The 25,027-nt window shown below is 63.4% G+C and carries 24 protein-coding genes and 1 riboswitch; of the genes, 6 read left to right on the top strand and 18 right to left on the bottom strand.

The genetic code is table 11. The features are described 5' to 3' along the window. Positions 1 to 48: 48 nt before the first annotated feature. The 5 genes from XB14_RS31470 to XB14_RS31490 all read right to left on the bottom strand — a co-directional run bounded on the left by XB14_RS31470 (position 49) and on the right by XB14_RS31490 (position 4,993). Entirely contained in the window at positions 49 to 1,281 is a 1,233-nt protein-coding gene (locus XB14_RS31470) for a multidrug effflux MFS transporter (protein ID WP_077968338.1), read from the bottom strand. Further along, entirely contained in the window at positions 1,278 to 1,784 is a 507-nt protein-coding gene (locus tag XB14_RS31475; RefSeq protein ID WP_077968339.1) for a MarR family winged helix-turn-helix transcriptional regulator, read from the bottom strand. Before XB14_RS31475 ends, XB14_RS31470 begins: the two co-directional genes overlap by 4 nt. Before the next feature lie 158 nt (positions 1,785 to 1,942). Beyond that, complete coding sequence (locus XB14_RS31480) at positions 1,943 to 3,769, bottom strand: ABC-F family ATP-binding cassette domain-containing protein (protein ID WP_077968340.1); 1,827 nt, start codon at positions 3,767 to 3,769, stop codon at positions 1,943 to 1,945. A 3-nt stretch (positions 3,770 to 3,772) separates the two neighbouring features. After that, positions 3,773 to 4,423: a thiamine diphosphokinase gene (locus tag XB14_RS31485; RefSeq protein ID WP_077968693.1), complete on the bottom strand. Its 651-nt coding sequence runs from the start codon at positions 4,421 to 4,423 to the stop codon at positions 3,773 to 3,775. A gap of 84 nt (positions 4,424 to 4,507) precedes the next feature. Further along, a complete protein-coding gene (locus XB14_RS31490; protein WP_077968694.1) occupies positions 4,508 to 4,993 on the bottom strand; it encodes a GNAT family N-acetyltransferase in 486 nt (161 codons plus the stop codon). Positions 4,994 to 5,122: 129 nt separating this feature from the next. Beyond that, positions 5,123 to 5,241, top strand: a riboswitch (TPP riboswitch). A gap of 51 nt (positions 5,242 to 5,292) precedes the next feature. On the opposite strand from XB14_RS31490, the gene thiB reads away from it, so the two are divergent. From thiB to XB14_RS31510, 4 genes are all read left to right on the top strand, one after another. Beyond that, positions 5,293 to 6,321: a thiamine ABC transporter substrate binding subunit gene (gene thiB / locus XB14_RS31495; protein ID WP_077968341.1), complete on the top strand. Its 1,029-nt coding sequence runs from the start codon at positions 5,293 to 5,295 to the stop codon at positions 6,319 to 6,321. A 31-nt stretch (positions 6,322 to 6,352) separates the two neighbouring features. Further along, positions 6,353 to 7,954: a thiamine/thiamine pyrophosphate ABC transporter permease ThiP gene (gene thiP, locus XB14_RS31500; RefSeq protein WP_077968695.1), complete on the top strand. Its 1,602-nt coding sequence runs from the start codon at positions 6,353 to 6,355 to the stop codon at positions 7,952 to 7,954. Further along, the gene (gene thiQ / locus XB14_RS31505) at positions 7,951 to 8,670 is read left to right on the top strand and encodes a thiamine ABC transporter ATP-binding protein (RefSeq protein ID WP_077968342.1); all 720 of its coding nucleotides are present in this window, start codon (positions 7,951 to 7,953) and stop codon (positions 8,668 to 8,670) included. Before thiP ends, thiQ begins: the two co-directional genes overlap by 4 nt. Before the next feature lie 302 nt (positions 8,671 to 8,972). Further along, positions 8,973 to 10,484, top strand: a complete 1,512-nt coding sequence (locus XB14_RS31510) for a M48 family metalloprotease (RefSeq protein ID WP_077968343.1) — start codon at positions 8,973 to 8,975, stop codon at positions 10,482 to 10,484. Between the two features lie 206 nt (positions 10,485 to 10,690). Here the strand turns inward: XB14_RS31510 and XB14_RS31515 are convergent, their stop codons facing one another. The 8 genes from XB14_RS31515 to XB14_RS31550 form a co-directional block, all read right to left on the bottom strand. After that, complete coding sequence (locus XB14_RS31515) at positions 10,691 to 11,557, bottom strand: RNA polymerase factor sigma-32 (RefSeq protein WP_077968344.1); 867 nt, start codon at positions 11,555 to 11,557, stop codon at positions 10,691 to 10,693. Between the two features lie 310 nt (positions 11,558 to 11,867). Further along, complete coding sequence (locus XB14_RS31520) at positions 11,868 to 12,437, bottom strand: CarD family transcriptional regulator (protein ID WP_077968346.1); 570 nt, start codon at positions 12,435 to 12,437, stop codon at positions 11,868 to 11,870. A gap of 410 nt (positions 12,438 to 12,847) precedes the next feature. Next, positions 12,848 to 13,186, bottom strand: coding sequence for a ferredoxin FdxA (fdxA, locus tag XB14_RS31525; protein ID WP_077968349.1), 339 nt, complete (start codon positions 13,184 to 13,186; stop codon positions 12,848 to 12,850). 306 nt (positions 13,187 to 13,492) lie between these two features. Beyond that, a complete protein-coding gene (locus tag XB14_RS31530; RefSeq protein WP_077968351.1) occupies positions 13,493 to 13,906 on the bottom strand; it encodes an RNA-binding S4 domain-containing protein in 414 nt (137 codons plus the stop codon). A gap of 8 nt (positions 13,907 to 13,914) precedes the next feature. Beyond that, positions 13,915 to 16,983, bottom strand: coding sequence for a helicase-related protein (locus tag XB14_RS31535; RefSeq protein WP_234804209.1), 3,069 nt, complete (start codon positions 16,981 to 16,983; stop codon positions 13,915 to 13,917). 645 nt (positions 16,984 to 17,628) lie between these two features. Further along, positions 17,629 to 18,354: a beta-ketoacyl-ACP reductase gene (locus XB14_RS31540; RefSeq protein ID WP_077968353.1), complete on the bottom strand. Its 726-nt coding sequence runs from the start codon at positions 18,352 to 18,354 to the stop codon at positions 17,629 to 17,631. Between the two features lie 17 nt (positions 18,355 to 18,371). After that, complete coding sequence (locus tag XB14_RS31545; RefSeq protein WP_143348633.1) at positions 18,372 to 18,803, bottom strand: hypothetical protein; 432 nt, start codon at positions 18,801 to 18,803, stop codon at positions 18,372 to 18,374. Continuing rightward, positions 18,745 to 19,926, bottom strand: a complete 1,182-nt coding sequence (locus tag XB14_RS31550; RefSeq protein WP_077968363.1) for an acetyl-CoA C-acetyltransferase — start codon at positions 19,924 to 19,926, stop codon at positions 18,745 to 18,747. The genes XB14_RS31545 and XB14_RS31550 overlap by 59 nt, the downstream gene beginning before the upstream one ends. Positions 19,927 to 20,149: 223 nt before the next feature. Here XB14_RS31550 and phaR point away from each other — a divergent pair, with 223 nt between their 5' ends. Beyond that, a complete protein-coding gene (gene phaR / locus XB14_RS31555; RefSeq protein WP_034802922.1) occupies positions 20,150 to 20,728 on the top strand; it encodes a polyhydroxyalkanoate synthesis repressor PhaR in 579 nt (192 codons plus the stop codon). Between the two features lie 95 nt (positions 20,729 to 20,823). On the opposite strand, the gene XB14_RS31560 is transcribed toward phaR, so the two are convergent. The 5 genes from XB14_RS31560 to mtgA all read right to left on the bottom strand — a co-directional run bounded on the left by XB14_RS31560 (position 20,824) and on the right by mtgA (position 23,966). Continuing rightward, positions 20,824 to 21,225: a hypothetical protein gene (locus tag XB14_RS31560; RefSeq protein ID WP_077968699.1), complete on the bottom strand. Its 402-nt coding sequence runs from the start codon at positions 21,223 to 21,225 to the stop codon at positions 20,824 to 20,826. Positions 21,226 to 21,367: 142 nt separating this feature from the next. After that, a complete protein-coding gene (rpmF, locus tag XB14_RS31565) occupies positions 21,368 to 21,553 on the bottom strand; it encodes a 50S ribosomal protein L32 (RefSeq protein WP_057254881.1) in 186 nt (61 codons plus the stop codon). Positions 21,554 to 21,710: 157 nt separating this feature from the next. Continuing rightward, positions 21,711 to 22,358, bottom strand: a complete 648-nt coding sequence (locus tag XB14_RS31570) for a glutathione S-transferase family protein (RefSeq protein ID WP_077968365.1) — start codon at positions 22,356 to 22,358, stop codon at positions 21,711 to 21,713. A gap of 15 nt (positions 22,359 to 22,373) precedes the next feature. Further along, positions 22,374 to 23,090, bottom strand: a complete 717-nt coding sequence (locus tag XB14_RS31575; RefSeq protein WP_077968368.1) for a DUF1868 domain-containing protein — start codon at positions 23,088 to 23,090, stop codon at positions 22,374 to 22,376. Between the two features lie 102 nt (positions 23,091 to 23,192). Further along, on the bottom strand, positions 23,193 to 23,966 hold the full coding sequence (gene mtgA, locus XB14_RS31580) for a monofunctional biosynthetic peptidoglycan transglycosylase (RefSeq protein WP_077968370.1): 774 nt from the start codon (positions 23,964 to 23,966) through the stop codon (positions 23,193 to 23,195). A gap of 145 nt (positions 23,967 to 24,111) precedes the next feature. On the opposite strand from mtgA, the gene XB14_RS31585 reads away from it, so the two are divergent. Next, the gene (locus XB14_RS31585; RefSeq protein ID WP_077968372.1) at positions 24,112 to 25,026 is read left to right on the top strand and encodes a polyprenyl synthetase family protein; all 915 of its coding nucleotides are present in this window, start codon (positions 24,112 to 24,114) and stop codon (positions 25,024 to 25,026) included. The last annotated feature ends 1 nt before the right edge of the window (position 25,027 follow it).

Consider the following 25,027-nt stretch of genomic DNA (forward strand, 5'->3'; position numbering starts at 1 on the left):
TTCGTATGCAGGGCCGAAGGGGTATCCATCCCTTTTCCGCGCGGCGTTCTACTCCGCCGCTTCCGATAGCGGATCCTTGACCGGCACGGCGAGCAGTTCCGAGCGAACGGTGCGGCGATACCAGACGTAGCTCACGATACAGACGAGCCCGAAGCATGGAATGATCGTGCCGAGCGCCAGCACCGGAACACCGGTCGCAGCGGCGATTGCGCCGCCGACCAGGCCTGCGCCCATCTGGACGAAACCCATCATCGCCGAGGCCGTGCCGGCGATCTCGGGAAACGGCGCCATCGCCGCGGTCATCATGTAGGGCATGACGAAGGCGATGCCGAAGGAATAGATGCCGATCGGCAGCATGACCGAGAGAAAGCTCGGCAAAATCAGGTGCATGCTATAGGCGAGCATCAGGCTGGCCGCGCCGATGAAGACGAGACCGACCGGCACGAGCGCCTGCGGCGTAAAACGGCGCAGCAGCAGCCGCACGGTCACAGCACCCGAAAAGAACAGGCCGGACTGCATCAGCATGCCGACGCCGAATTCGGTCGGCGTCAGTCCCACTTCGTTGATCAGCACGAAGGGCAGCATCGTCGCCCAGGCGTAGAGCGCACCGACGGCACCGGCAATGACGAGGGTGGACGAGATAAAGCGGCTGTCGCTGAGAAGCGAACGATAGGCTGCAAGGATCGGTTTCAGATGCCCTTTGGTCGGATCGGGCGTCGCGGTCTCCGCCATGAAGAAGTGCACGGTGAGGCAAGCCATGGCGGCAAAGCCGACCATCAGGAAAAAGATCGACTGCCAGCCGAAGAGCCCGAGCGCCAGGCCGCCGAGCGTCGGCGAAAAGGCCGGCCCCAACGCCAGCATCATGCCGATCATGTTCATGATGCGTGCGGCTTCGGTCCCGGTGAACTGGTCGCGCACGATCGCCCGCGCCACCGTCATGCCGACGGAAGCGCCAATGCCCTGAACAAGCCGGCCGGCGAGCAGCACTGCAACCGAAGGCGCAAAGGCCGCCATCAGGCTGCCGACGAGGTAGATCGCCATGAAGATCAGAGTCGCCCGGCGGCGACCGATCACGTCGGAGAGCGTACCGGAGACGAGCTGGGCAAAGGCGAAACCGGCAAAATAAAGCGACAGCGTCATCTTGATCGCCGCTTCGCTGGAGGAGAAGGCACGCACCAGTTCGGGCATCGCCGGCGTATAGAGCGCCATGGAAACGGGACCGAGCGCCACAAGGAACGCGCCGATGATGCTCGTGCGCCGCTCGCTCATGCGGCGCGTCATTGCGCGGCTCCGACCCGGACTTCGGCCTTCTCGGCTGTTGTTTCTTTTCCGGCTACGCACGGATCGAGATGACGCAGGTTGTCGCGCAGGATGCGCAGGTTGGAGCAGAGAAGCGCGCGCGCTTCCGCGTCGAGCCCTTCTGTATAGGCATTCATCATTTCGCGCAGCCCGGTCATCAGTTCGTTGAGCAGCGGACCGGCCTTTTCGGTGATCACCACGTTCTTGGCGCGGCGATCGGCCGGATCCTGAACGCGGGCGACGAGCCCGGTCGCTTCCAGCCGGTCGAGATAGGCCGACAGCGTCATCGGCTCGATGCCCATGCGCGTGGCGATTTCGGCCTGCTTGATGCCTTCGGTGAGCGCCACCTGGATCAGGGTGCGTGCCTCGCCGGGCGTGATGCCCAGATCCATGGCATTGACCTTGCGGTCGAAGGCCCCGCGCAATAGGCGCGAGACATCGGTCAGAAGCATTCCAATGGTTTCGGATTCAAGCTTGAAGGGCATCGCGATCGTTCACAAATGGTATAATAAGTTTTACTTATCATACCCTCTGCAAACGTTCAACGCGAGACGCCATCTTTCCTTTACCAGTTTAACGGTAAAACCTGCAAGGATTCAACGTATTACCGCGCATCCACGCGCGTAACCGTCGTGGTCGCGCCTCAGCCCTCGAGCTCCTCGCGCAGCATCTCGAGCTCCAGCCATTCCTCTTCCATGCGGGCGAGATCAGCACGCAGTTTCTCAAGTTCCTTGGCGAGTTTCGCAAAAGCATTTGGATCTTTTGTGAAAAGATCTGGGTCCGCCATCTTTTCTTCGCGCTTGGCCGCCTCGGCCTCCGCCTTGGCGATCTCCTTCGGCAGGTTTTCGAGCGCGAATTTCTGCTTGTAGGAAAGCTTGCCCTTGGCGGCCTTGGGCGCTTCGGCAGCGGGTGCGGCTGCGTCCGCCTTGGCTTTTTCCGCCTTCTCGGCCTTGCGCTTCTCTTCGATCGCGCCCTTGCGCTGCGCCATCATGTCGGTATAGCCGCCGGCATATTCGATCCAGCGTCCATCCGGCGCCTCCGGGTTCGCCGGCGCGATCGTCGAAGTGACGGTGCGGTCGAGGAAGTCGCGATCGTGGCTGACGAGGATAACCGTTCCGGCAAAGCCGGCGACAATCTCCTGCAGGAGGTCGAGTGTCTCGATGTCGAGGTCGTTGGTCGGCTCGTCGAGGATCAGAAGGTTCGTCGCCCGCGAAAGGATGCGCGCCAGCATCAGCCGCGCGCGCTCGCCGCCCGAGAGTTCACGGATCGGGGTGCGCGCCTGCTCCGGCTGGAACAGGAAGTCCTTCATGTAGCCGGTGACGTGGCGCTGCTCGCCATTGACGAGCAGGTTGTCGCCGCGCCCGTCGGTCAGGTAATGCGCCAGCGTGTCGTCGAGATTGAGGTCTTCGCGCTTCTGGTCGAGCGTCGCGATTTCGAGATTGGTGCCGAGCTTCACCGTGCCGGCGTCCGGCTCGATCTGCCCCGTCAGCATTTTCAACAGCGTCGTCTTGCCGGCGCCGTTCGGGCCGACGAGGCCGATGCGGTCGCCACGATGCACGCGGATCGAGAACGGCGCGACGATGGTGCGCTCGCCATAGGCCTTGGTGATCTTCTCAGCCTCGATCACCAGCTTGCCGGATTCCTTGGCGTCGGCGGCCGTCGCCTGCACGGTCCCCTGCGGCCCCTTGTGGCCGCGATAGGTCGCCCGCATGGTCTGCAACTCACCGAGGCGGCGCATGTTGCGCTTGCGTCGCGCGGTCACACCATAGCGCAGCCAGTGTTCCTCGCGCTCGATCGCCTTGCCGAGCTTGTGCTGCTCCAGTTCTTCCGCCTCCAGCACCTCGTCGCGCCAGGCCTCGAAATGGGCAAAACCGCGGTCGAGCCGGCGCGACTGGCCGCGGTCGAGCCAGACGGTCGCGGTCGATACCTTCTCCAGGAAGCGCCGGTCGTGCGAGATCAGCACCAGCGCCGAACGGCTGCGGGTGAGTTCGTCTTCGAGCCACTCGATCGTCGGCAGGTCGAGATGGTTGGTCGGTTCGTCAAGCAGGAGAATGTCCGGCTCCGGCGCCATGACGCGGGCAAGCGCGGCCCGGCGCGCCTCGCCGCCGGAAAGCCGCTTCGGGTCCTCTTCGCCGGTCAGGCCGAGATGCTGCAGCAGGTAGGCAACGCGATAGGGATCGTCGCTCGGGCCAAGGCCCGCCTCGGCATAGGCCTGAACCGTGTCGTAACCGTCGAAATCCGGCGCCTGATGCAGATAGCGGATGGTCGCCGAAGGATGACGGAAGACCTCGCCCGACTGCGCCTCGGCAAGCCCCGCGGCGATCTTCATCAGCGTCGACTTGCCCGAGCCGTTGCGGCCGACCAGGCAGATGCGGTCGCCCGGCTCCACCTGCAGGTTGGCCCCGGCCAGAAGGGGCGCGCCGCCGAAGGTGAGGAAGATGTCGTCGAGTTTCAGAATGGGAGGCGCCAAGGCTCAGGCTCCGGAAAGATCATAGGGGCGGGCGAGCACGATGGCGCGGCCGCTCTTGAGAGAGAAGCGAAGGGGACCCTCCGCAACGTTGGACACGGTTCGGGACGAGCCGAACGGCAAGGTGAAATCGTCGAGCGGATAGCGCGCATTGACGATCGAAAGACCGGTCAGCTCGGTCAACCCGAGCACCGAGAAGAGACAACCCTTGGGCAGGTCGAGATCAAGCGTACCGGCCAGCAGCGGATAGGCCTCTTCTTCGCCCGAGGTCATCAACACGGAAAGGCCGCGTTCGGCAAGGGCAACGGCCTGCAGCAGGTGCAGGAACGCATGGTCACTGCGGGTGCCGCCAAGCGCGCCTGCAAAGATGAGGTGGTCGGCGCCGCGCGACAAGGCGGCCTCGACCGCGATCTCGCCGTCGGTCGCCGCCTTTGCCGCCGGATAGGGTTCGCGCGGGACGGAGGCGTATTCCGAAAGAAGGGCCTCCTCGGTCGAGTCGAAATCACCGACCCACACATCCGGCACGATGCCGAGCAAACGGGCATGGCGCATGCCGCCATCAGCCGCGACAAAGCGACTTCCGGCCAGCTGGTGTGTCAGCCGGTCGGTCGACGAAAGGGCGCCGCCAAGCAGTATGGTGAAGGTCGATCGAGCCATGGCAAAGCCCATAGCGCAAAGGACCGCCGAAGGAAAACGAAGAAAACCGTCGGACGACCGGATCTCGAGATTTTGCGGAGACCGTCAGTGGCCTTCCGGCACCGGATCGGGAAAAAGCATGCCGGCATAAATGCCGGGGGTCGATTCCGGAATCTCGATGGCGGCGACCATCCGCTCGTAAAACTTCGCCGGCCCGACGCCGCCGATGACGGCATAGCCGTAGCCGGCCTCGCGCATCGCCCTAAGGCTCGCAAGCAGCAACGCCTCGCCGATACCCTGCCCGCGCATGCGCTCATCAACACCGGTCGGGCCGAAGAAGCCGAGCGCGGTGACGTCGTGGCAGGCAAAGCCAACGACCCTGTCGTCCTGCACCGCGATGTGCATTCGCGTCGGGGTCGAGGAGAAGGCAGCCTCCGCCTCGCCGGCCCAACCGGCGCCGAAGCTCTCTTCGATCCAGGAGACGACCAGGCGGCGCTCCGGCGCCATGGCGCGGCGGATGCTGATGCCTGCACCGAGCCGCGACTGCGGCTTGGCCGGCAGGGCATACAGTCGAACGAGCATATCGGGCATCGCGGCCTCCTCACGGTTGCTTGCCATGATGTCATAACGCAATTGCCGGTGAGCGGGAACGCCCGATGCGCGATGCGTCACAGACGCAAACATTGCTTGCCATGGAACCAACGCGGCGGTAAATCTCTTGCCGCTCTAACGGGGTGCCTCCCGACCGCATGGCGGCCGGAGGCTGAGAGGCGTCACAACGCCAACCCGCGGAACCTGATCCGGCTCATACCGGCGGAGGGATTAGACGCGATCGGATCGATACGCCCTTTTCCCATGCAACAACGAACTTTGGGAGAGAGGTGCTCGCCATGTCCAATTCATCGCAACTCAAATTGTTTAGCCGGCTAGCTCTTGCTACGGCCGCAAGCCTGGCTTTTGTCGGCGTTGCTTCCGCGGCCGACAAGACGCTGACCGTCTACACCTATGAAAGCTTCATCACCGAATGGGGTCCGGGCGCCAAGGTGGCGGAAGCCTTCGAGAAGACCTGCGAATGCAAGGTCAACTATGTCGGCGTCGCCGACGGCGTCGAGCTGCTGACCCGCCTGAAGCTCGAAGGCACGGCTTCCAAGGCCGATATCGTGCTTGGCCTCGACACCAACCTCGTCGCTGAAGCCAAGGCCACCGGTTTCTTCGCACCGCACGGCATCGAGGCAACCGGCCTTACGGTGCCCGGCAATTTTTCCGATGACACGTTCCTGCCCTACGACTACGGCCACTTCGCCGTCGTCTACGACACCGAGACGCTGAAGACGCCGCCGAAGAGCCTGAAGGAGCTGGTAGAAGGCGATCCGTCGCAGAAGATCGTCATCGAGGATCCGCGTACGTCGACGCCGGGCCTCGGCCTCCTGCTCTGGGTCAAGGCCGTCTATGGCGACGAGGCGGGTGCCGCCTGGACGAAACTGAAAGACCGCGTTCTGACCGTCACCCCCGGCTGGTCGGAAGCCTATGGCCTCTTCACCAAGGGCGAGGCGCCGATGGTGCTTTCCTACACCACCTCGCCCGCCTACCACATGGTCGCCGAAAACACCGAGCGTTACCAGGCGGCCGCCTTTTCCGAAGGGCACTACATCCAGATCGAAGTCGCCGGCATGACCAGGAACGCCAAGGAGCCGGAACTGGCAAAGCAGTTCCTCGCCTTCATGACCGGTCCGGACTTCCAGTCGATCATCCCGACGACGAACTGGATGATGCCGGTCGCAGCGACCACGGAGCCGCTGCCGGACGCCTTCAACAAGCTGGTCAAGCCGGAAAACACCTTCCTCCTGCCCTCGGAGGACGTGGCGAAGAACCGCAAGGCCTGGATCGACGAATGGCTCGCCGCCATGAGCAAGAACTGAGGCCGGATTGTTCGCACTGCGCGAAAACCGCATGACAGTGGTCGCCGGGGCAGCCTGCCTCGGCGCCTTCGTCCTTTTCGTCGGCCTTGCGATCGTCGCCTTGCTGAGCCAGACCGGCGGCGCGAGCGACGATGCGCTGTTCGACGCCTATATCTGGCGCGTCACCCGCTTCACGCTGCTGCAGGCGACCCTCTCGACGCTTCTGTCGGTGCTTTTCGCCATCCCCGTCGCCCGGGCGCTGGCGCGGCGGCCGCAATTCTTCGGTCGTATCTGGCTGTTGCGGTTGATGGCGCTGCCGCTCGGCCTGCCCGTGCTTGTCGGCGCGCTTGGCTTGATCGAGATCTGGGGGCGCCAGGGCTTCCTCAATTCCGGCCTGCGGTGGCTCGGTCTTGCCCAGCCGGTCAGCATCTACGGTCTGTTCGGCATCCTGCTCGCGCATGTCTTCTTCAACATGCCGCTTGCGGCGCGCCTGTTTTTGGCCGGGCTCGAGCGCATACCCGCCGAGTATTGGCGCAGTGCCGCCAATCTCGGCATGCCATCGCGCGCGCTCTTCCGCTTCATCGAATGGCCTGTCCTGCGCGGCCTCCTTCCGGGTGCCGCCGGCCTGGTCTTCATGCTCTGCGCCACCAGCTTTACCCTGGTGCTGACGCTTGGCGGCGGCCCCGCGGCCAGCACCATCGAGGTGGCGATCTACCAGGCGCTGCGCTTCGATTTCGATCCGCCGCGCGCCATCGCATTGTCGGCCCTGCAGATCACCATGACCGGCCTGCTGCTGCTCCTGCTCCGTCACCTGGCGACCGAGCCGGAAGAGGGCATGACCGGTGGTCACACAGTGCGTCGCTTCGACGGCATGTCAAGGATCTCGCGCGTCAGTGATGGCGCCTGGATCACCATTGCTTTTCTGTTTCTCGCCGCGCCGCTGGTCGCGGTTCTCATCTCCGGTCTCGAAGCCGATCTGTTGAAGCTCGCCCGCGATCCGGCAGTGCACCGGGCGCTGCTGACAAGTGCGGCAATCGCGCTCGCCTCGGCACTCGCCTCCGTCACCATGGCAGCCGTGATGATCCGGGCGGCGGCAACCGCCACCGCGCCGCGTCACACGACGTCGCTCGCCCGCGGCTTTGCCGGCGCCATCGCCGCCAGCACCTCGCTGATCCTGCTTGTGCCGCCGGTGGTGCTTGGCGCCGGCTGGTTCCTGCTCCTTCGCCCCTTTGGCGACGTCGCGCGCTTTGCGCCTGCCATCGTCGTTGCGATCAACGCGCTGATGGCGCTGCCCTTCGTCCATCGCATCCTCGCGCCTGCAATGGCGACCCACGCGGCCCGGTCCGGACGGCTGACGGCAAGCCTTGGCATCCGTGGATTTGATCGCCTGCGATGGATCGACTTTCCGGCACTCCGCAAGCCTCTGCTGATGGCACTTTCCTTCGCCATGGCGCTGTCGCTCGGCGACCTCGGCGCCGTCGCCCTCTTTGGCAGCCAAGACATGGTGACGCTGCCCTGGCTGCTCTATAGCCGCATGGGCAGCTACCGCACCGCCGACGCCGCCGGCCTCGCCCTTTTCCTCGGGCTTCTCTGCCTGATCTTCACCATCCTCGGCACGGCCGAAAACGGCCGCCGGCGGGAAGGCAAAGCATGACCCATCCCGCCCCTGCGATAGAATTGCGCGATGTCGAGGTCCGTTTCGAAACGGCCGCGCTCAACTTCGATTGCGCCATCGCCGCCGGCGGCATCGTCGCCGTTGCCGGCGCCTCCGGCTCCGGCAAATCGACGCTGCTGCACCTCATCGCCGGGTTCGAGGATCCCGATCGCGGCGAGATCCGCATCCTCGGCGAGAACGTCGCCGACCGGGCGCCGTCGGAACGACCGGTCTCGATGATCTTCCAGGACAACAATCTCTTTGCGCATCTCGACGTCGAAACCAACATCGGCCTCGGCATCGACCCGGCGCTTCGGCTGACCGCGCTCGACCGCCGGAGGATCGAAGAGGCGCTACGCCGCGTCGGGCTCGTAGGCTTCGGCAAACGGCTGCCGCCGACGCTTTCGGGCGGCGAGCGCCAACGGGTCGCGCTCGCCCGTGCGCTCGTGCGGAACCGGCCACTGCTGCTGCTTGATGAACCCTTCGCAGCGCTCGATCCCGGGATGCGCGCCGGCATGCGCACGCTCCTGCGTGAGCTGCACGCGGAGGAACGCAAGACGATCCTGATGATCACGCACCATCCCGAAGACGTGAAGGCATTGGCCGATAGCGTGCTTTTTCTCGACCGGGGGCGTATCATTGCAAACGACACCCTCGACCGCTTTCTGGAGCGGCGGGACAATGCGGCGATCGACCGCTTTCTCGGTAATGCTTGAGGCTACGGGCCGGATTCTCTGCGCCCTCGGCCGATTGCCACAATTTGACCGCGGCGCCATGCGACGCGCGAAATATCCGGCAGGGTGCGAATATTCGCGCATCCGTTGCCGTGATACCACGGGGCAACTATTTCTACCGGGACAAACTAGGCAGGTGGCGCTGAAATCAGATACAGCAAGACCAGGATCGAGAGGTCGCGGCAGAGCAACGCTGCCGGGCTGAAAAAGTAGGACTTTCAACGCTGTCGCTCCACTTTCCCGCAGGATACGGGCGGGGCGGCGGACGGGAAACGGGCTGAGGCATGGAGAGGCATACAGTCACACACGACCGGTTCCCGCCGAAGGGCGGACGGCTGCGTGGACGCGCCGTGGTTGCACTGCTTGCGACGACGCTTCTCTCCGCATGCCAATCCGTGATCGAACAGACCTACGAGCCGACCGTTTCGCCCTCGTCCAATCCGCAGATCGTCGAGGAAGTCCAGAAGAACGATCCGCGGGCGCAGATGGGCGCGCGCGAGCATCCGCGCATTGTTGCCAGCTACGGCGGCGAATACAAGGACGCCAAGACCGAGCGGCTGGTCGCGCGCATCACCGGCGCGCTGACGGCGGTCTCGGAGAACCCGCAGCAGTCCTACCGCATCACCATCCTGAACTCGCCGGCGATCAACGCCTTCGCGCTGCCCGGCGGCTATCTCTATGTCACCCGCGGCCTGCTGGCGCTTGCCAACGACGCCTCCGAGGTCGCGGCAGTGCTCTCGCACGAGATGGCCCACGTCACCGCCAACCACGGCATCGAGCGCCAGCAGCGCGAAGAAGCGGAAGTGATCGCCAGCCGGGTGGTCTCCGAAGTCCTGTCCTCCGATATCGCCGGCAAGCAGGCGCTCGCCCGCGGCAAGCTGAGGCTCGCGGCGTTTTCCCGCAACCAGGAACTCCAGGCCGACGTGATCGGCGTGCGCATGCTCGGCGAAGCCGGCTACGACCCTTATGCTGCGGCCCGCTTTCTCGATTCGATGGCCGCCTATAGCCGCTTCACGGCCGTCGATCCGGAATCCGACCAGAGCCTCGACTTCCTGTCGAGCCACCCGAACGCGCCGCAGCGCGTCGATCTCGCACGCCGGCATGCCCGCGCCTTCGGTCCGGAAGGCACCAGCGGCGACCGCGGCCGCGATTATTATCTCGCCGGCATCGACGGCCTGCTCTATGGCGACAGCCCGCAGGAAGGCTATGTGCGCGGCCAGACCTTCCTGCATGGCCAGCTCGGCATCCGCTTCGATGTGCCCGCCGGGTTCCAGATCGACAACAAGGCGGAAGCGGTGCTGGCGACCGGCGCCGGCGACATTGCCGTGCGCTTCGACGGCGTGGCCGACACGGGCGGCCGGAGCCTGACGGACTATATCGCCAGCGGTTGGGTTACGGGCCTGAAGCCGGACACGATCAGGCAGATCAGCGTCAACGGCCTGGAAGCCGCAACCGCCCGCGCCTCGGCCGACCGTTGGGACTTCGACGTGACGGTCATCCGGATCGATACGCGGATCTACCGCTTCCTGACCGCCGTGCCCAAGGGGTCGAACGCGCTCGAGCCGACCGCGAACGAGTTGCGCAGCTCGTTCCGCCGCATGACGCCTACGGAAACGCAATCGCTGAAGCCGCTGCGGATCCGGGTGGTCACGGTCAGGCCCGGCGACACGATCACCACATTGTCGGCCCGCATGATGGGCACGGACCGCAAGCTCGACCTTTTCCGGGTGATCAATGCGATGCAGGTCAGTTCGACGGTGAAGCCGGGCGACAGGGTGAAGATCGTTTCCGAATAGACTGGCGGCAAGCGCCGTTCAGGCGCTGTCGATTGCGCAAGCGGATGTGCCGCCCCTCCACCGGGCAGCCGCGTTGCTGGACGCCTGTGCGCGCCCCCTGAGGAACCCGCAGTCCCGGTCGTCATGACCACATCGACGAACGGGTTCGGCTGCCACATGGCGCAAATGGCAAGCCTACGAAGAAACCCCGGCGAGGCGGCAGGCGTTCAATGAATGCCCGCGGTCAGTGCCGGCGCTCTCGTCGCCAGGGCCGCCCGAAGCTTTTCCAGCGCCCGGGTTTCGATCTGCCGCACGCGCTCCTTGGAAATGCCGAGATCGAGGCCGAGCTCTTCGAGTGTCGCCCCCTCTTCGGTAAGCCGCCTTGCGCGGATGATGCGCATCTCGCGCTCCGTCAGCGCACCCAGCGCATCGCGGAGCCAGACGCGGGCCCGCTCGCCGTCGATCATGTCGCTCACCTGCTCGTCCGGTAACGGCGCGTCGCTGGCGAGGAAATCCAGCCTTTCGCCGCCGTCGGAATCGTTGCCCCCGACCGGCGCCTGCAGTGAGGTGTCGCTTCCGGAGAGCCGTGCATCCATCGTTTGCACGTCGGCGATGCTGACGCCGAGGGCGGCGGCGATCTCCTCATGCATAGCCTGCGATGTAAGCTGCCTGTCCCCCTGGGCGAGCCGGGCGCGAAGGCGCCGGAGGTTGAAGAACAGGGCCTTTTGCGCCGAACTCGTGCCGCCGCGAACGATCGACCAGTTGCGCAGCACATAGTCCTGCATCGACGCCCGGATCCACCAGGTGGCGTAGGTCGAGAAGCGAACCTCGCGGCTCGGCTCGAAACGGGCGGCCGCCTCCAGAAGGCCGATATGGCCTTCCTGCACGAGATCGCCCATCGGCAGTCCGAAATTGCGAAACTTTGCGGCCATTGAGATCACCAGGCGCATGTGCGACATGGCGATCTTGTTGCGGGCTTCCTGATCGTTGTCGTTTCGCCAAGCTTGCGCCAGCTTATGTTCCTCGTCGCGCTCGAGATAGGGCGCCTCCATGGCGATCTTGATCATCCGCCGGTCTGCAGTGAGAGTCTTCATCGATCACTCCGTGACTGGCGCCCGGGCGCCATTGCGTGTGAAGTCCAAAAGGCCGAACGGCTGAGGTGTCCGGCAGCAGGGGCGTCTCAGCACCGCGACGTCAAAACTTGAAGAAACGACGCGGCGCCCTAACTTCGACGTTACGAACCTGAACGGTGACGGAGCACAGAACCAAGATCGCCCGGCGCGAAAGCGGCGCATTTCTGCCGGCCAATATAAATGCGCCCAGACGGCAAAAGTTCCATGCGATCAAAGAAAAAGCCCGGCGCGATGGCCGGGCTTTTTGATAGTCTCAGTATGAGCGGACAGCTTATGCGGCTTCGTCCTGAGCGTCGTCTTCGTCGATTGCCTTGCCGCGCTTCGGACCCTTGCTGAGATTGGTCTCGACGAGGCGGACAGCTTCGGTTTCCGACATCTTGTTGACGGCAGCGATCTCGCGCGCCATGCGGTCGAGGGCAGCTTCATAGAGCTGGCGTTCGGAATAGGACTGTTCCGGCTGGTTTTCGGCGCGGTAGAGATCGCGCACGACTTCCGCGATGGAAATCAGGTCGCCGGAATTGATCTTGGCATCGTATTCCTGGGCGCGGCGCGACCACATGGTGCGCTTCACGCGGGCCTTGCCCTGCACAACCTTCAACGCGCGATCGACGAAATCGGTTTCGGACAGCTTACGCATGCCGATGCTGACGGCCTTGGCCACCGGCACTTTCAGGCGCATCTTGTCTTTCTCGAAATCGATGACAAAAAGCTCAAGCTTCATGCCGGCGACTTCCTGTTCTTCGATCGCCACAATCTGGCCAACGCCGTGGGCCGGATAGACGATCGATTCACCGGTCTTGAAGCCCTGGCGTGTCGAAGATTTTTTCTGCTGGGTCGTCATTCGTTTCAAAAACTCCCTGTTTCGCGCCGGCCATTCTGGCCGGGGCCGGGTCAGTGAGGCCCGGGATAGACGGGGATACCGCCGGGTGGGTACATCCTGGTCCTTCCAAGGAATGCAAACAGCCTCATGAAATGCGGTCACAACAGAGCAACGCCATGTTGCGTACTAGGGAGAACCGCGTTTTGGAGATCGTTTGCTTTCGTGATGGTTTTCGGGCGCGCAAAAACACCCTCTGTGGATCAGTAGAAGGAACCTATCACAAAAAAGTGCCGAAATCAATAATTTGCTGCATGGCAGCCATCAAGCCACCATTCTCGCAACTGCGAGCGCAGTGCGTGTTTTCCCCAAGTTTGGCGCTCGAGGTCGCTTTCGCTGCGTCAGCCCTGGCGAACGGTCGGAGCCGTTCCGCCTCAGTCGCCCTGACCGGGCTCCGTCGAGAAGAACTTCTCGTACTTGCCTTCGATGCCATCCATCTCCTTGGCTTCCGGCATCGGGTCGCGCTTGACCGTGATGTTCGGCCACTTGGAGGCGAAATCAGCGTTCAGTTTCAGCCACATATCAAGACCCGGCTCGGTATCCGGCTTGATCGCCTCGGCAGGACATTCCGGTTCGCAAACGCCACAGTCGATGCACTCGTCAGGATGGATGACGAGGAAATTCTCTCCCTCATAGAAGCAGTCCACGGGGCAGACTTCGACACAGTCCATATACTTGCAGCGAATGCAATTGTCGGTCACGACATACGTCATGAGGTACTCCAGCCAATGCTCACGTTTGATGGCAGACGGCAATCAATGGTGATGCTCGTCGTCTGCCGCATGCTAGGAATGTCCGGCGCGCATAGCTGCCGAAGCAAACCCGATGCACCCAACGTGGGTCTGTCAGGTAAAGGCTTTATGGACCCTTTGCAAGAATATTCAATGCGCGAAAAGGCGCAGCAAAGGCAGAGTTTTCTAAAGCGTGGCGCGCAAATGTGGAGAGCGGTTTTGCGGTAGGCCTAGCGAAAAAACAAAAGTCTGAGCGCAATGAGCGGATCCGGGAGATTGCGGCGCGCTTCAGTCCTCGCGCCGATCGAAATCGGATTTCAGCCGATCGGTTTCCCGTCGCTCCTTCTTCGTCGGCCGTCCCGCACCGCGGTCGCGCGTGGCGAGATCGTAGGCCGACAATTTCTCCTTCGGCTGCTCCGGCGTGAGATCGTCGTAAAGCAGCCGCGCTTCCTCGTAGGGACCGCGCCGCTCGCCCGGGCCAAGCACCCGCACGATCTGGTCGCGCCGGTCCAATGAAAGTGCAAGAACGTCACCTGTCTTCACCTGAAACGAAGACTGCGTCACGCGCTGGTCGTTGACCGCGACGCGACCATCCTCGATCGCCTTTTGCGCAAGCGACCGGGATTTGATCAGCCGCGTGAAAAACAGCCACTTGTCGAGACGCTGGCGCGATGCCGGGTTGGACGCTGGCTGTTTTTCCATGACCTGTCTTACTTCTTCATCTGCTCCTTGAGCGCAGCGAGCTTGGCGAAGGGCGAATCCGGATCGACCGGCTTTTCGCGACGCGGCGGACGCGCCTCGAACTTGCCCTGGCCAGGCTTGCCGCCGCGGTCGTGACGATCATGACGATCACCGCGTTCCTGGCGCGGCCCGCCTTCCGGCTTGCCACCGTCATGGCGCTTGCCGCGCGCCTGCTGCCCGCCCTTGCGACCGGCATCGCGACCTTCTTCACGACCCTGTCCCTGACCGTGCCCCTGGCGCTGGCCGCCGCGACGCTGGTCGCCCTGGTGACGGCCGCCGCCCTGGCGCTGGTTGTCCTGGCGGGTGCCCGGACGCCAGAGCAGAACGGGCTTGGCTTCGACCGGTTCGCCGTCCTCGGCTGCCGGCGGTTCGACCTGCTGTGCCTCGCTCGCCGCAACGACGACATCACCTTCGGCCTTCTCGGCCTCTGCAGCGGGCGCCTCGGCGGCTGCGCTTTCGGCTTCCGCCGCGCCGTCACCGGCATCGGCATCATCGACGACGGCGACCGGCTCGGAAGAGGCGGCAGCAACGGCTGCGGCGCCGTCCTGGCCGGCGAGGAAGGCCTGGGCCTCCTCGGCCTTCACGCTGTCGGCGCGATAGCCGAGACCCTTCAGGATCTCTTCCATATCGTCGGGTGTCGCACCAAGGATCGAGAGCATCGACGTCGTCGCGGTGAAGCGGCGGCCGTCATAGGCGCCTTCCGGGCGCGGCTGCGCGCCGGGCTTCCACTGCAACAGCGGCCGGATGAGATCAGCCAGGCGCTCGAGAATGTCGATGCGCACCGCCCGCTTTCCGAGGAAACGGAAGCCGGCGAGCTTGTAGAAGGTCCGCTCGAACGACGGATCGGTGACGACAGACGTGCGGCCGGCGGCGAGCATCGGGATGAGGTCGCCGTAGCCGGCCTTGTCCAGACCGTCGTTCTTCAGCGCCCAGAGAAGCGTGATGAGTTCGGCCGGAGCCGGCTTCAGGAGCGCCGGCAGGAAGATGTGGTAGGCGCCGAAGCGAACGCCGTATTTGCGGATCGAGGCGCGACCGTCCTGGTCGAGCGACTTGACGTCGTCCGCGACATCGCGGCGGAAGAGCACGCCCAGGTTCTCGACGAGCTGGAAGGCCAGACCCTTGGCGAGACCTTCGAGGTCCTCGGCGCGCGAGATATCGTCGAGCGGCTTCAGGACCGTGCCGATGTGATGGTTCACGAAACGCTCGATGCGCGCCAGAACATGCTCGCGGGCGTTCGCCTGCAGCTGTTCGTCGGCCAGCAGGATGACCCGCGGGCGCATGACGTGGTCGCTTGCCGCGAGACGGGCGACGGGGTCGCCGAGCCAACGCACGAGACCATCCGACGAAAGCGCCAGGTCGTTGTTTCCGGAAGCATGCAGACGTGCCGCCCGCGCTTCGAACTCGAGCGCCAGCGCCTTCTGCGCTGCACCCTGCACCGCCTTGGCATCCGGACCGTCGCCGCCGGTCGCCAGCGTAAACCGGAAACCGGTTAGTTGTCCTACGTGGTGGCCTTCGACGAAGACATCACCATTCACACTGATTTCAGCTTCCAGCATAGCATTCTCTCTCAGGCGCTTCATGAGCACAGATGTCCTGCGATCAACAAAGCGTTTCGTCAACCGTTCATGTAGTGCGTCGGATAATCGATCTTCAATTTCCCGCGTCTTTTCTTGCCAGTGTGTCGGATCGGCCAGCCATCCCGGCCGGTTCGACACATAAGTCCATGTCCTGATCTGCGCGATTCGCGCCGAAAGTGTGTCGATCTCACCATCCGTATGATCGGCGCGCCGAACCTGTTCGGCCATGAAATCTTCGTTTACCGTGCCGCGGCGAACGAGATCCGCATAGAGCGTCGAGATCAGATCGGCATGCTGTGCCGGCGTTATGCGCCGATAATCGGGCAAAGCACAGGCTTCCCACAGCTTTTCCACGCGCTCGGCATTGGTTGTGATGTCGATCACTTCCGGATAGCGGGTCAAATGCTCGAACGCTTGTTGGTCTACCGCAGGTAGCGCCCGGGCGAGGCCCGGAACCGTCGGCGCCGCATCGAGACTTTTCTTCAGCGCCGGGATCGAAGAATAGTCGAACGCCTTCGAACGCCACTGAAGTACTTTGACAGGATCGAACTGATGCGCCTCGATACGGTGGACAAGTTCGTTGTCGAAAGGGTCGACACGCCCCGTCACGCCAAAGGTGCCGTCGCGCAGATGGCGGCCGGCACGGCCGGCAATCTGCGCCAGTTCGGCCGGGTTCAGATTGCGGAACTGGTAGCCGTCGAACTTGCGGTCCTGCGCGAAGGCGACGTGGTCGACATCGAGATTGAGGCCCATGCCGATCGCGTCGGTCGCGACCAGGTACTCGACGTCGCCTTCCTGGTAGAGCGCCACCTGAGCATTGCGCGTACGCGGCGAAAGCGCGCCGAGGACGACGGCCGCCCCACCGCGCTGGCGGCGGATCAGTTCGGCGATCGCATAGACCTCGTCGGCCGAAAAGGCGACGATCGCCGAGCGGTGCGGCAGGCGGGTGATCTTCTTCGAACCGGCATAGAGCAGTTGCGACATGCGCGGCCGCTCGACGACGGTGATGCCGGGCAGGAGTTGCTCGAGGATCGGCCGCATCGTTCCCGCGCCAAGGAGCAGCGTCTCGCCGCGACCGCGCAGGTGCAGGATCCGGTCGGTGAAGATGTGCCCACGCTCGAGGTCGCCCGCAAGCTGCACCTCGTCGATCGCGACGAAGGACGCCGTCGTTTCACGCGGCATCGCCTCGACGGTGCAGACCGAATAGCGGGCGCGATGCGGGGTGATTTTCTCCTCGCCGGTGATCAGCGCGACGTTGTGATGACCGACCTTTTCGACGAGGCGCGTATAGACCTCGCGCGCAAGCAGCCGCAGCGGCAGGCCGATGACGCCGCTGTCGTGCGCAATCATGCGCTCGATCGCGTAGTGCGTCTTGCCGGTATTGGTGGGCCCGAGCACCGCAGTTACGCCGCGGCCGCTCAGGATCATGGGGTGAACGGACACGTCATCGATCCCGGGCATTCAGAAACTTCGGCAGCGTCTTTTCACGCTGGCGGCAAACACATGCCCACGCACCGAGCCAAACGCAAGGGGCGCCGACAACTAAAACTTCTCGACGGCGCGCCCTCGATCCCCTGCACCACCTGTTGTGGTTGGCGCAATCGGATTCGGAACAGCCATGGAACGAATCGGCGACGAATCGAAGACTCTTCACGATTCACTGTATGTTCACGACTACATATAGATTTCAACACCCAACGTTGCACCACATGCTGAATCCGCCAATGATTCTGCACAAAACGATCCGGGACCCGCATCGACAGCCCCGGTCTTGCCGGCGGAAAACCCCAAGGATTCGGAATCCAAGACTCTGGAATGCCTGGAAAATTTTGACGAATTTCGTGGGTGAATCGACCGGCGGAGAGAATGGGAATCGCATATTGCCGCCGCGACCAACGCGCGAACATCTGACAGCGACTCGTTGGCCGCGCATCATTCCGCATTTGTTCTCCACAAGATGTAGTGTCTACGCCCCTTCCCGACAACAGACTTTCAAGCACAACCCGGCAAGTTCGGCAGCGAGAAACGCGCGCACCTGCTCTATGCTCCGCATGAAAAACGGCGCCCCGAAGGACGCCGCTCAAAAGCGCTGGTGAGGGCAGGAGCTCAGACGAAAAACTGCCCGCCATTGGCCGAAATCGTCGAGCCGGTGATGAAGCCGGCGTCGTCGGAGGCAAGGAACACCACGCAGCGGGCGATTTCCTCCGGCTCGCCGAGGCGGCCGACCGGGATCTGCGGGATGATACGTTCGTTCAGCACCTTCTCCGGCACCGCCCGCACCATCTCCGTGCCGATATAGCCCGGGCAGATGGCGTTGACGGTGATGCCCTTGGCGGCCCCTTCCTGGGCGAGCGCCTTGGTGAAGCCGAGATCGCCGGCCTTGGCCGCCGAATAGTTGGCCTGGCCCATCTGCCCCTTCTGACCGTTGATCGACGAGATGTTGATGACGCGGCCAAAACCGCGGTCGCGCATGGCCGACCAGAGCGGATGCGTCATGTTGAAGAGACCGGTGAGGTTGGTGCCGATCACCTCGCCCCATTGTTCCGGCGTCATCTTGTGAAACATCGCATCGCGGGTAATGCCGGCATTGTTGACCAGCACCTCGACCGGGCCGAGATCGGCTTCGACCTTGGCAATACCGTCCGCACAGGCCTGGTAGCTGGAAACGTCCCACTTGTAGACCGGGATGCCGGTTTCCTGCTTGAAGGCCTGCGCCTTCTCGTCATTGCCGGCATAGTTGGCAGCCACCTTGTAGCCGGCATTCTTGAGTGCGATGGAAATTGCAGCGCCAATGCCGCGCGACCCACCCGTGACCAATGCTACCCTGCTCATGCACGCCTCCCACTTGATCAGTTCAGTTTTTCAAAGGCCTTCTTCATCAGCTTTTCGCCGATCTGCTGTCCGTATTGCCCCGCGGCCGCCTGGAACTGCGGCGTCGAGAGCGCAGGCAATCCCACCTCGCACTTCTCCAGCGCGAGAACCATCATCACTGTGCTGAGCTGCTCCAACGACGTCTCCAGCGCTCGGCTGTCGTCGTTCAGGGCCGCAACCATGACATCCTTGAAAACGACCTCTTCATCTAGGGTCGTATGTTCCAGCATGCACTGAACCAGCCGCGCCTCGTTAAGAGGCGCGGGATTGGCATGTGCGGAAACGATCGGCGAACCGGCCAGAAAGAGGGAAAACGGAACCCACCTGGCGCTGTTCATGCCGCCAAACCGATCAGAGCCGTTCGACGCACATGGCGACGCCCATGCCGCCGCCGATGCAGAGCGTTGCAAGCCCCTTGGAAACGCCGCGGCGCTTCATTTCGAAGAGCAGCGTGTTGAGCACGCGGGCGCCGGACGCGCCGATCGGATGGCCGATGGCGATGGCGCCGCCATTGACGTTGACGATCGACGGATCCCAGCCGAGATCCTTGTTGACGGCGCAGGCCTGGGCGGCGAAGGCCTCGTTGGCTTCGACCAGTTCGACGTCGCCGATCGCCCAGCCGGCTTTCGCCAGCGCCTTTCGCGAAGCCGGGATCGGGCCGGTGCCCATGACCTGCGGATCGACGCCGGCGGTTGCCCAGGACACGATGCGGGCGAGCGGCTGGATGCCGCGCTTGGAGGCCTGCGCCTCGGTCATCAGCAGCGTGGCGGCGGCGCCGTCATTGAGGCCGGAGGCATTGCCGGCCGTCACCGTGCCTTCCTTGTCGAAGGCGGGACGCAGCTTCGTCATCTGGTCGAGCGTTGCGCCATGACGGATGTATTCGTCCTGGTCGACGGTGACGTCGCCCTTGCGGCCCTTGACGATGAAGGGAATGATCTCGTCGGCAAAACGCCCGGCCTTCTGGGCGGCTTCGGCCTTGTTCTGCGAGGCGAGCGCAAACGCATCCTGCTCCTCGCGGCTGAGCTGCCACTGGCGGGCGACGTTTTCGGCGGTGATCCCCATATGGTAGCCGTAGAAGGCGTCGGTCAGGCCATCCTTGATCATCGTGTCGATCATCTTGAAATCGCCCATCTTCACGCCGCCGCGAAGATGCGAGCAATGCGGCGCCATCGACATCGATTCCATGCCGCCGGCAACAATGATCTCCGCATCACCGGTTGCAATCTGCTGCATGCCGAGGGCCACGGCGCGAAGACCCGAACCGCAAAGCTGGTTCATGCCCCAGGCGGTCTTTTCCTGAGGAACGCCGGCCTTCATGGCGGCCTGGCGCGCCGGGTTCTGGCCCTCGCCTGCCTGCAGCACCTGGCCGAGGATCACCTCGTCGATCTCACCGGCTTCGACGCCTGCGCGCTCGAGCACACCCTTGATGACGGCGGCGCCGAGCTCGTGCGCCGGCGTATTGCCGAAGGCGCCGTTGAAGGATCCGACCGCGGTGCGGGCGGCGCTGGCGATCACGATGGAGGGATTGCTCATGGGACGTTTCCTCAGTTTTTCGTGCCTAATGCCAGCAGACTGGCAAAGCGCGCGACGCAAGTCAAACGCCTTGATGCAGTGCCACAAAAGCGTCACCTGAGACACAACCGCAAGATTTCGCACTTGCGTCGCCGCAACGCACAAAGACATTGTCAGCGGCGCTCTTTTGCGGATACTCTGAAAAACGCAATAAAGACGGGATGATGGGGGAGAGGAGACCCTGATGGCGAAGCACGAAGGCCAGATCGTTATCAAAAAATATGCGAACCGGCGGCTCTACAACACCGGGACCAGCACCTATGTCACGCTCGACGACCTGGCTGTGATGGTGAAGAAGGGCGAGGACTTCATCGTCCAGGATGCCAAGTCCGGAGAGGACATCACCCATTCCGTGCTGACGCAGATCATCTTCGAGCAGGAGTCCAAGACCGGCAATACGCTGCTGCCGATCTCCTTCCTGCGCCAGTTGATCTCGTTCTACGGCGACCAGATGCAGATGGTGGTGCCGAGTTATCTCGAGCACTCGATGCAGGCTTTCACCGAGCAGCAGTCGCAGATGCGCGAGCAGATCAACAAGGCTTTCGGCGACACGCCGCTCGGCAAGAACCTGCAGGTTCCGCTGCAACTTGTCGAAGAGCAGGTGCGCCGCAACACCGAGATGTTCCATCAGGCGATGCAGATGTTCTCGCCCTTCATCACCGCCCCTCCGGTGAAGGAAACCAAGAAGGCCGAGGCCAAGGATATCGACGAACTCAAGGAGCAGCTGCGCGCGCTCCAGACCAAGCTCGACAATCTCGGCTGAACCAGGCCGCAGGCATCAGAGCGGGCGAAGTGCAAAGCTTCCGCCCGCGGCGCTCCGCTATGGAGTGCCGCCAATTCAGCAGCAGAGCGCCGGCCTCAAAGGCCGATCGATACGTCCCGGCCGGCCGAGCGCATCGACACGGCAAAGCCGGCGATGACGTCGATGAAGCTGATGGTCATCAGGATGAAGAAGAGCTGCGTGGCCGCCGGTGCGAGCAGCAGGAATTCGATCAGGAAGACGATGAACAGGATCATCGACAGCAGATGATCCATCAGCGTGCGACTGCTCGTCCGCGTCGCCTTCAAGAGTTCCACAAAAAGCAGCAGCAGGGCGCCGACGATCAGAAGGTCGCTGAAGCGCATCGTCCATGTCGCGCCAGACAGCATGGAGAGCGACACCATCTCGGCGTTCAGGCCGGCGAGGCCTCCGAACATTCCGATCATCGCGAGATTGTAGATTGCAAAAGGCAGGATCAGCAGCGGGATGGCAGCAAGCATCAGAACTCCTTGACCATATTCATGCGGCGTCGTCATGCACGGGCGCCAGCGATAGCACGGCGTCCAAGCAAGATCATGTCAGATGCAAAACAAAAGGGCCGGCAGAGCCAGCCCTTTGTAAATCGTCCGCGAATGGAAACGCTTATGCGTTTTCCTTCGGGGTCAGAACCTGGCGGCCGCGGTACATGCCGGTCTTCAGGTCGATGTGGTGCGGGCGACGCAGTTCGCCGGAGTTCTTGTCTTCGACGTAGGTCGGGGTCTTCAGAGCGTCAGCAGAACGGCGCATGCCACGCTTGGACGGGCTCGTTTTTCTTTTAGGTACAGCCATTTCATTCTCCACTTATCGGGCAAACACTGTTCAGCAGCCGAAATGGCCGTGTTAAACAGATGTCAATCACGGAAATTTGGCGCGCTTATACATGGCCAACTGCTGTTTGACCAGTCCCCAGTCGCAAATTTTCGACTCAGGCTCGGGGCACGCCGATTCAGATCTCGTCCTCGAGAACGATCCAGGGTTCTGCGCGGGCGGCTTCTTCCCATTTCCGGAAGGCGGGAAGCGCCTTGACGCGCTCCATGTAGCCGAGCGTCCCGGGATCCGCAACGAGATCATAGGCGTCAAAGCGGTTGACCACAGGCGCGTACATCGCATCGGCCGCGCTGAAGGCGCCAAACAGGAACGGGCCACCGGATTGGGCGAGTGCCTCCTTCCAGATCTGCTCGATGCGGGCGACGTCGGCGCGAACGGCGGCATCCGCCTCAAGGGCTCGCTTCTCCCGGCGGACGTTCATCGGACAGGCCCCACGCAGGGCACGGAACCCGGAAAGCATCTCCATCGAATAGCTGCGCGCCCTGGCACGAGCCAGGCGATCGGCGGGCCAGAGCCCGGCGTCGGGATAAAGCTCGGCAACATATTCGATGATCGCCAGCGATTCCCAGACGAGCATGTCGCCATGGCGCAGCAGCGGCACCTTTCCGGTCGGCGAGACCACGCGGATATCGGGATTGCCGGCGGCGAAATCGAACGGGATGACCACATCCTCGAAGTCGATGCCGGCCGCCGTCATCGCTATCCACGGCCGCATCGACCAGGACGAATAGTTCTTGTTGCCGACGTAAAGGGTAAGTCCGGTCATTTCCGTTCCTTGGTTTTAAGGTCTGTCCGAGAAAACGATCAGTTCCTCGAAGTGGTTCATGTCCTCGAACGAGCAGAAGGCCGGCGGATCGAGCTCGATTACCGGCGCCTGCTCCGAAAGAAAGGCAAGCTGCTCGTCCAACATCTCCTGCCAGCGCGGCAGCGCCGCATCGTCGAGCCAGTCGACGACATAGGCATAGGTGATGTGGAACGCGTAGTCGTCGTGGTCAGGGTGGCGGTAGCCGAAGGCGTCGGCGAAAGCTTCGCGCCAGGCCTTGAGGCAAGCACGATCGGCCGCGGTATCGCCTTCGAGCGCGAGACCGGTCGGAGTGATCTCGGTCACCCGCGCCCGGAACGGCTGCAGGGGCGCAAAGTGCCTGAGCCGCGCGCAGTAATGCTCGGTCATCGCGTCGATCGACGTGTCGAGGGGCATATCAGCCGGCCAGAAGGGCAGCCTGCGGCGATGTTCGATGATGCCCTGGAAGATGGTCATGTGCAGGCTGGAAGGATCGGTAAAGGCAAACTGCCCCGCCTCGGGCATCGCCATCAACCGGTCGCGGACCGCAAGCACGGCGGCCTCGGACGATGATCCCGCGGTAACGTGCGAAACGACCGTGTTGCCCGGTTCTAAAAGGAAACGGCCATCGGTGTTGTAGCGCGTTCCGAGATGTCTCGGCGGAGCATCGTTGGCGCTGCGGCCAAAGGCGAGGAGCGAAGGGGAAATCAAGGTCATGGAGCGATCGGGCCTTTTGCATGGAGAGAGGCCCAGATGGCAGAACTCTACTACGCGAACATGACATCGCCCGACGAGCGCATCCAATGAAAAGGTCTGATCCTAGTTATAAAGGCAGGTGATGTAACCGCCGGAACGGCTGGCGCGGCGTTCGATCAGGTTCGCCAGGCGCTTGAGCCCGCGGCCGGGTTTGCCGGCGTTGCGCTCCTTCGGATTGGGCAGGGACACCGCAAGCAGGGCTGCCTGACGGCGCGACAGCTTGGCGGCGGAAACTCCGAAATGATGGCGGGCGGCCGCCTCGATACCATAGATCCCGTCGCCCCATTCGGCGACGTTCAGGTAGATCTCCATCATCCGCCGCTTGCTCCAGGCGAAATCGGCGGCGACAGCCAGCGGCAGTTCCATGCCCTTGCGCAGGAAAGAACGGCCGTTCCAGAGATAGAGGTTCTTGACCGTCTGCATCGGAATGGTGCTGGCGCCGCGGGTCGATTCCCCCTCGAGCGCATCCTCGACGACGCCGCGCATCTGCCCCCAGTCGACACCGTCATGGGCGCAGAACTGGCCATCCTCCGACATCATCACCGATTGGACGAGCACCGGCGAGATGTTCTCGAAATCGACCCATTGGCGGTCGTAGCCGCGCAACAGCACGAGGTCGCGCAGCATCAGCGTCGAGACCGGGTGGATGAATTCGACGAGATAGAGAACGATCAGTGCGTAGGGAAGGACGAGAAAGCCCAGGACGGCCAGGATGATCTGGCGGCGTCGCGTGCGCAATGTCCGGCGAAGCGAAGACCAGCGACTGGAAGGCACTTCGCCCTCCTCGCGCGCTTCCGGAACGACGTTCGCGGCCTGACTGTTCACCTCGCTGTCCATCCGCTTCTCTTAGTGCATGCGCCGGCAGAGTTGAACGGGCTTTCTGGCAAAAGGCAAGGCGCGGAGAAGGCTGTCCCAGGGAAAGCACGCGGCTGCGACACGAATCCCCGTTGAAAGCCCTCTTCGCCCATGCCAAAGAGCGCGCATGAGCCAGGACACATCGCCCTTTACCCGCCGCCTCGCCAGCAATACCCGCGCCGTCGGAGCTCTGCTGGAGCGCCTGCTCGGCTTGACGACGGAGGCGGGCGAGATCGCCCGGCCGGCAAACCTGCTTGGCGCCATGCGGCACGGTGTGCTGAACGGCGGCAAGCGCCTGCGGCCCTTCCTGGTGATCGAATGCGCCGATCTACTCGGCGGCAACGGCGACGCTGCCTTGCGCGTCGGCGCAGCGCTCGAATGCGTGCATTGCTATTCGCTCGTTCACGACGACCTGCCGGCGATGGACGACGACGACATGCGCCGCGGCCAGCCGACCGTGCACAAGGCCTTCGACGAGGCAACGGCGATCCTCGCCGGCGACAGCCTGCTGACTTTCGCCTTCGACATCATCGCCGCACCGGAGACATCGCTTTCGGATGCGCAGAAGGTAGAACTGGTCCTGGCGCTTGGACGCGCCGCCGGTCACGGCGGCATGGCCGGCGGACAGGCGCTCGATCTTGCGGCCGAAAAGTCGCCGCCGGACGAGGCCGGGATCGTGACGCTGCAGGCGATGAAAACGGGTGCGCTCATCCGCTTTGCCTGCGAGGCCGGCGCCATCGTCGCCGGCGCTTCCGGGGACGAGCGCGCACGGCTTCGCGCCTTCGGCGAAAAGATCGGCCTTGCCTTCCAGCTCGCCGACGACCTGCTCGACCTTACCGCCGATGCCAAGACCATGGGCAAGGCGACCGGCAAGGACGCCGCCCGCGGCAAGGGCACGCTCGTCGCGCTGCATGGCCAAGCCTGGGCGGAGGAGCGACTGGAGCAATTGGTCGCGGAAGCCGAAGCGCTGCTTACGCCCTATGGCGAGCGCTCGGCCATACTCGTCGAAACTGCCCGCTTCATCGCCAACCGCAGGAGCTAGG

Source organism: Ensifer adhaerens (genome assembly GCF_002007205.1).
GTDB classification, from domain to species: domain Bacteria; phylum Pseudomonadota; class Alphaproteobacteria; order Rhizobiales; family Rhizobiaceae; genus Ensifer; species Ensifer adhaerens_D.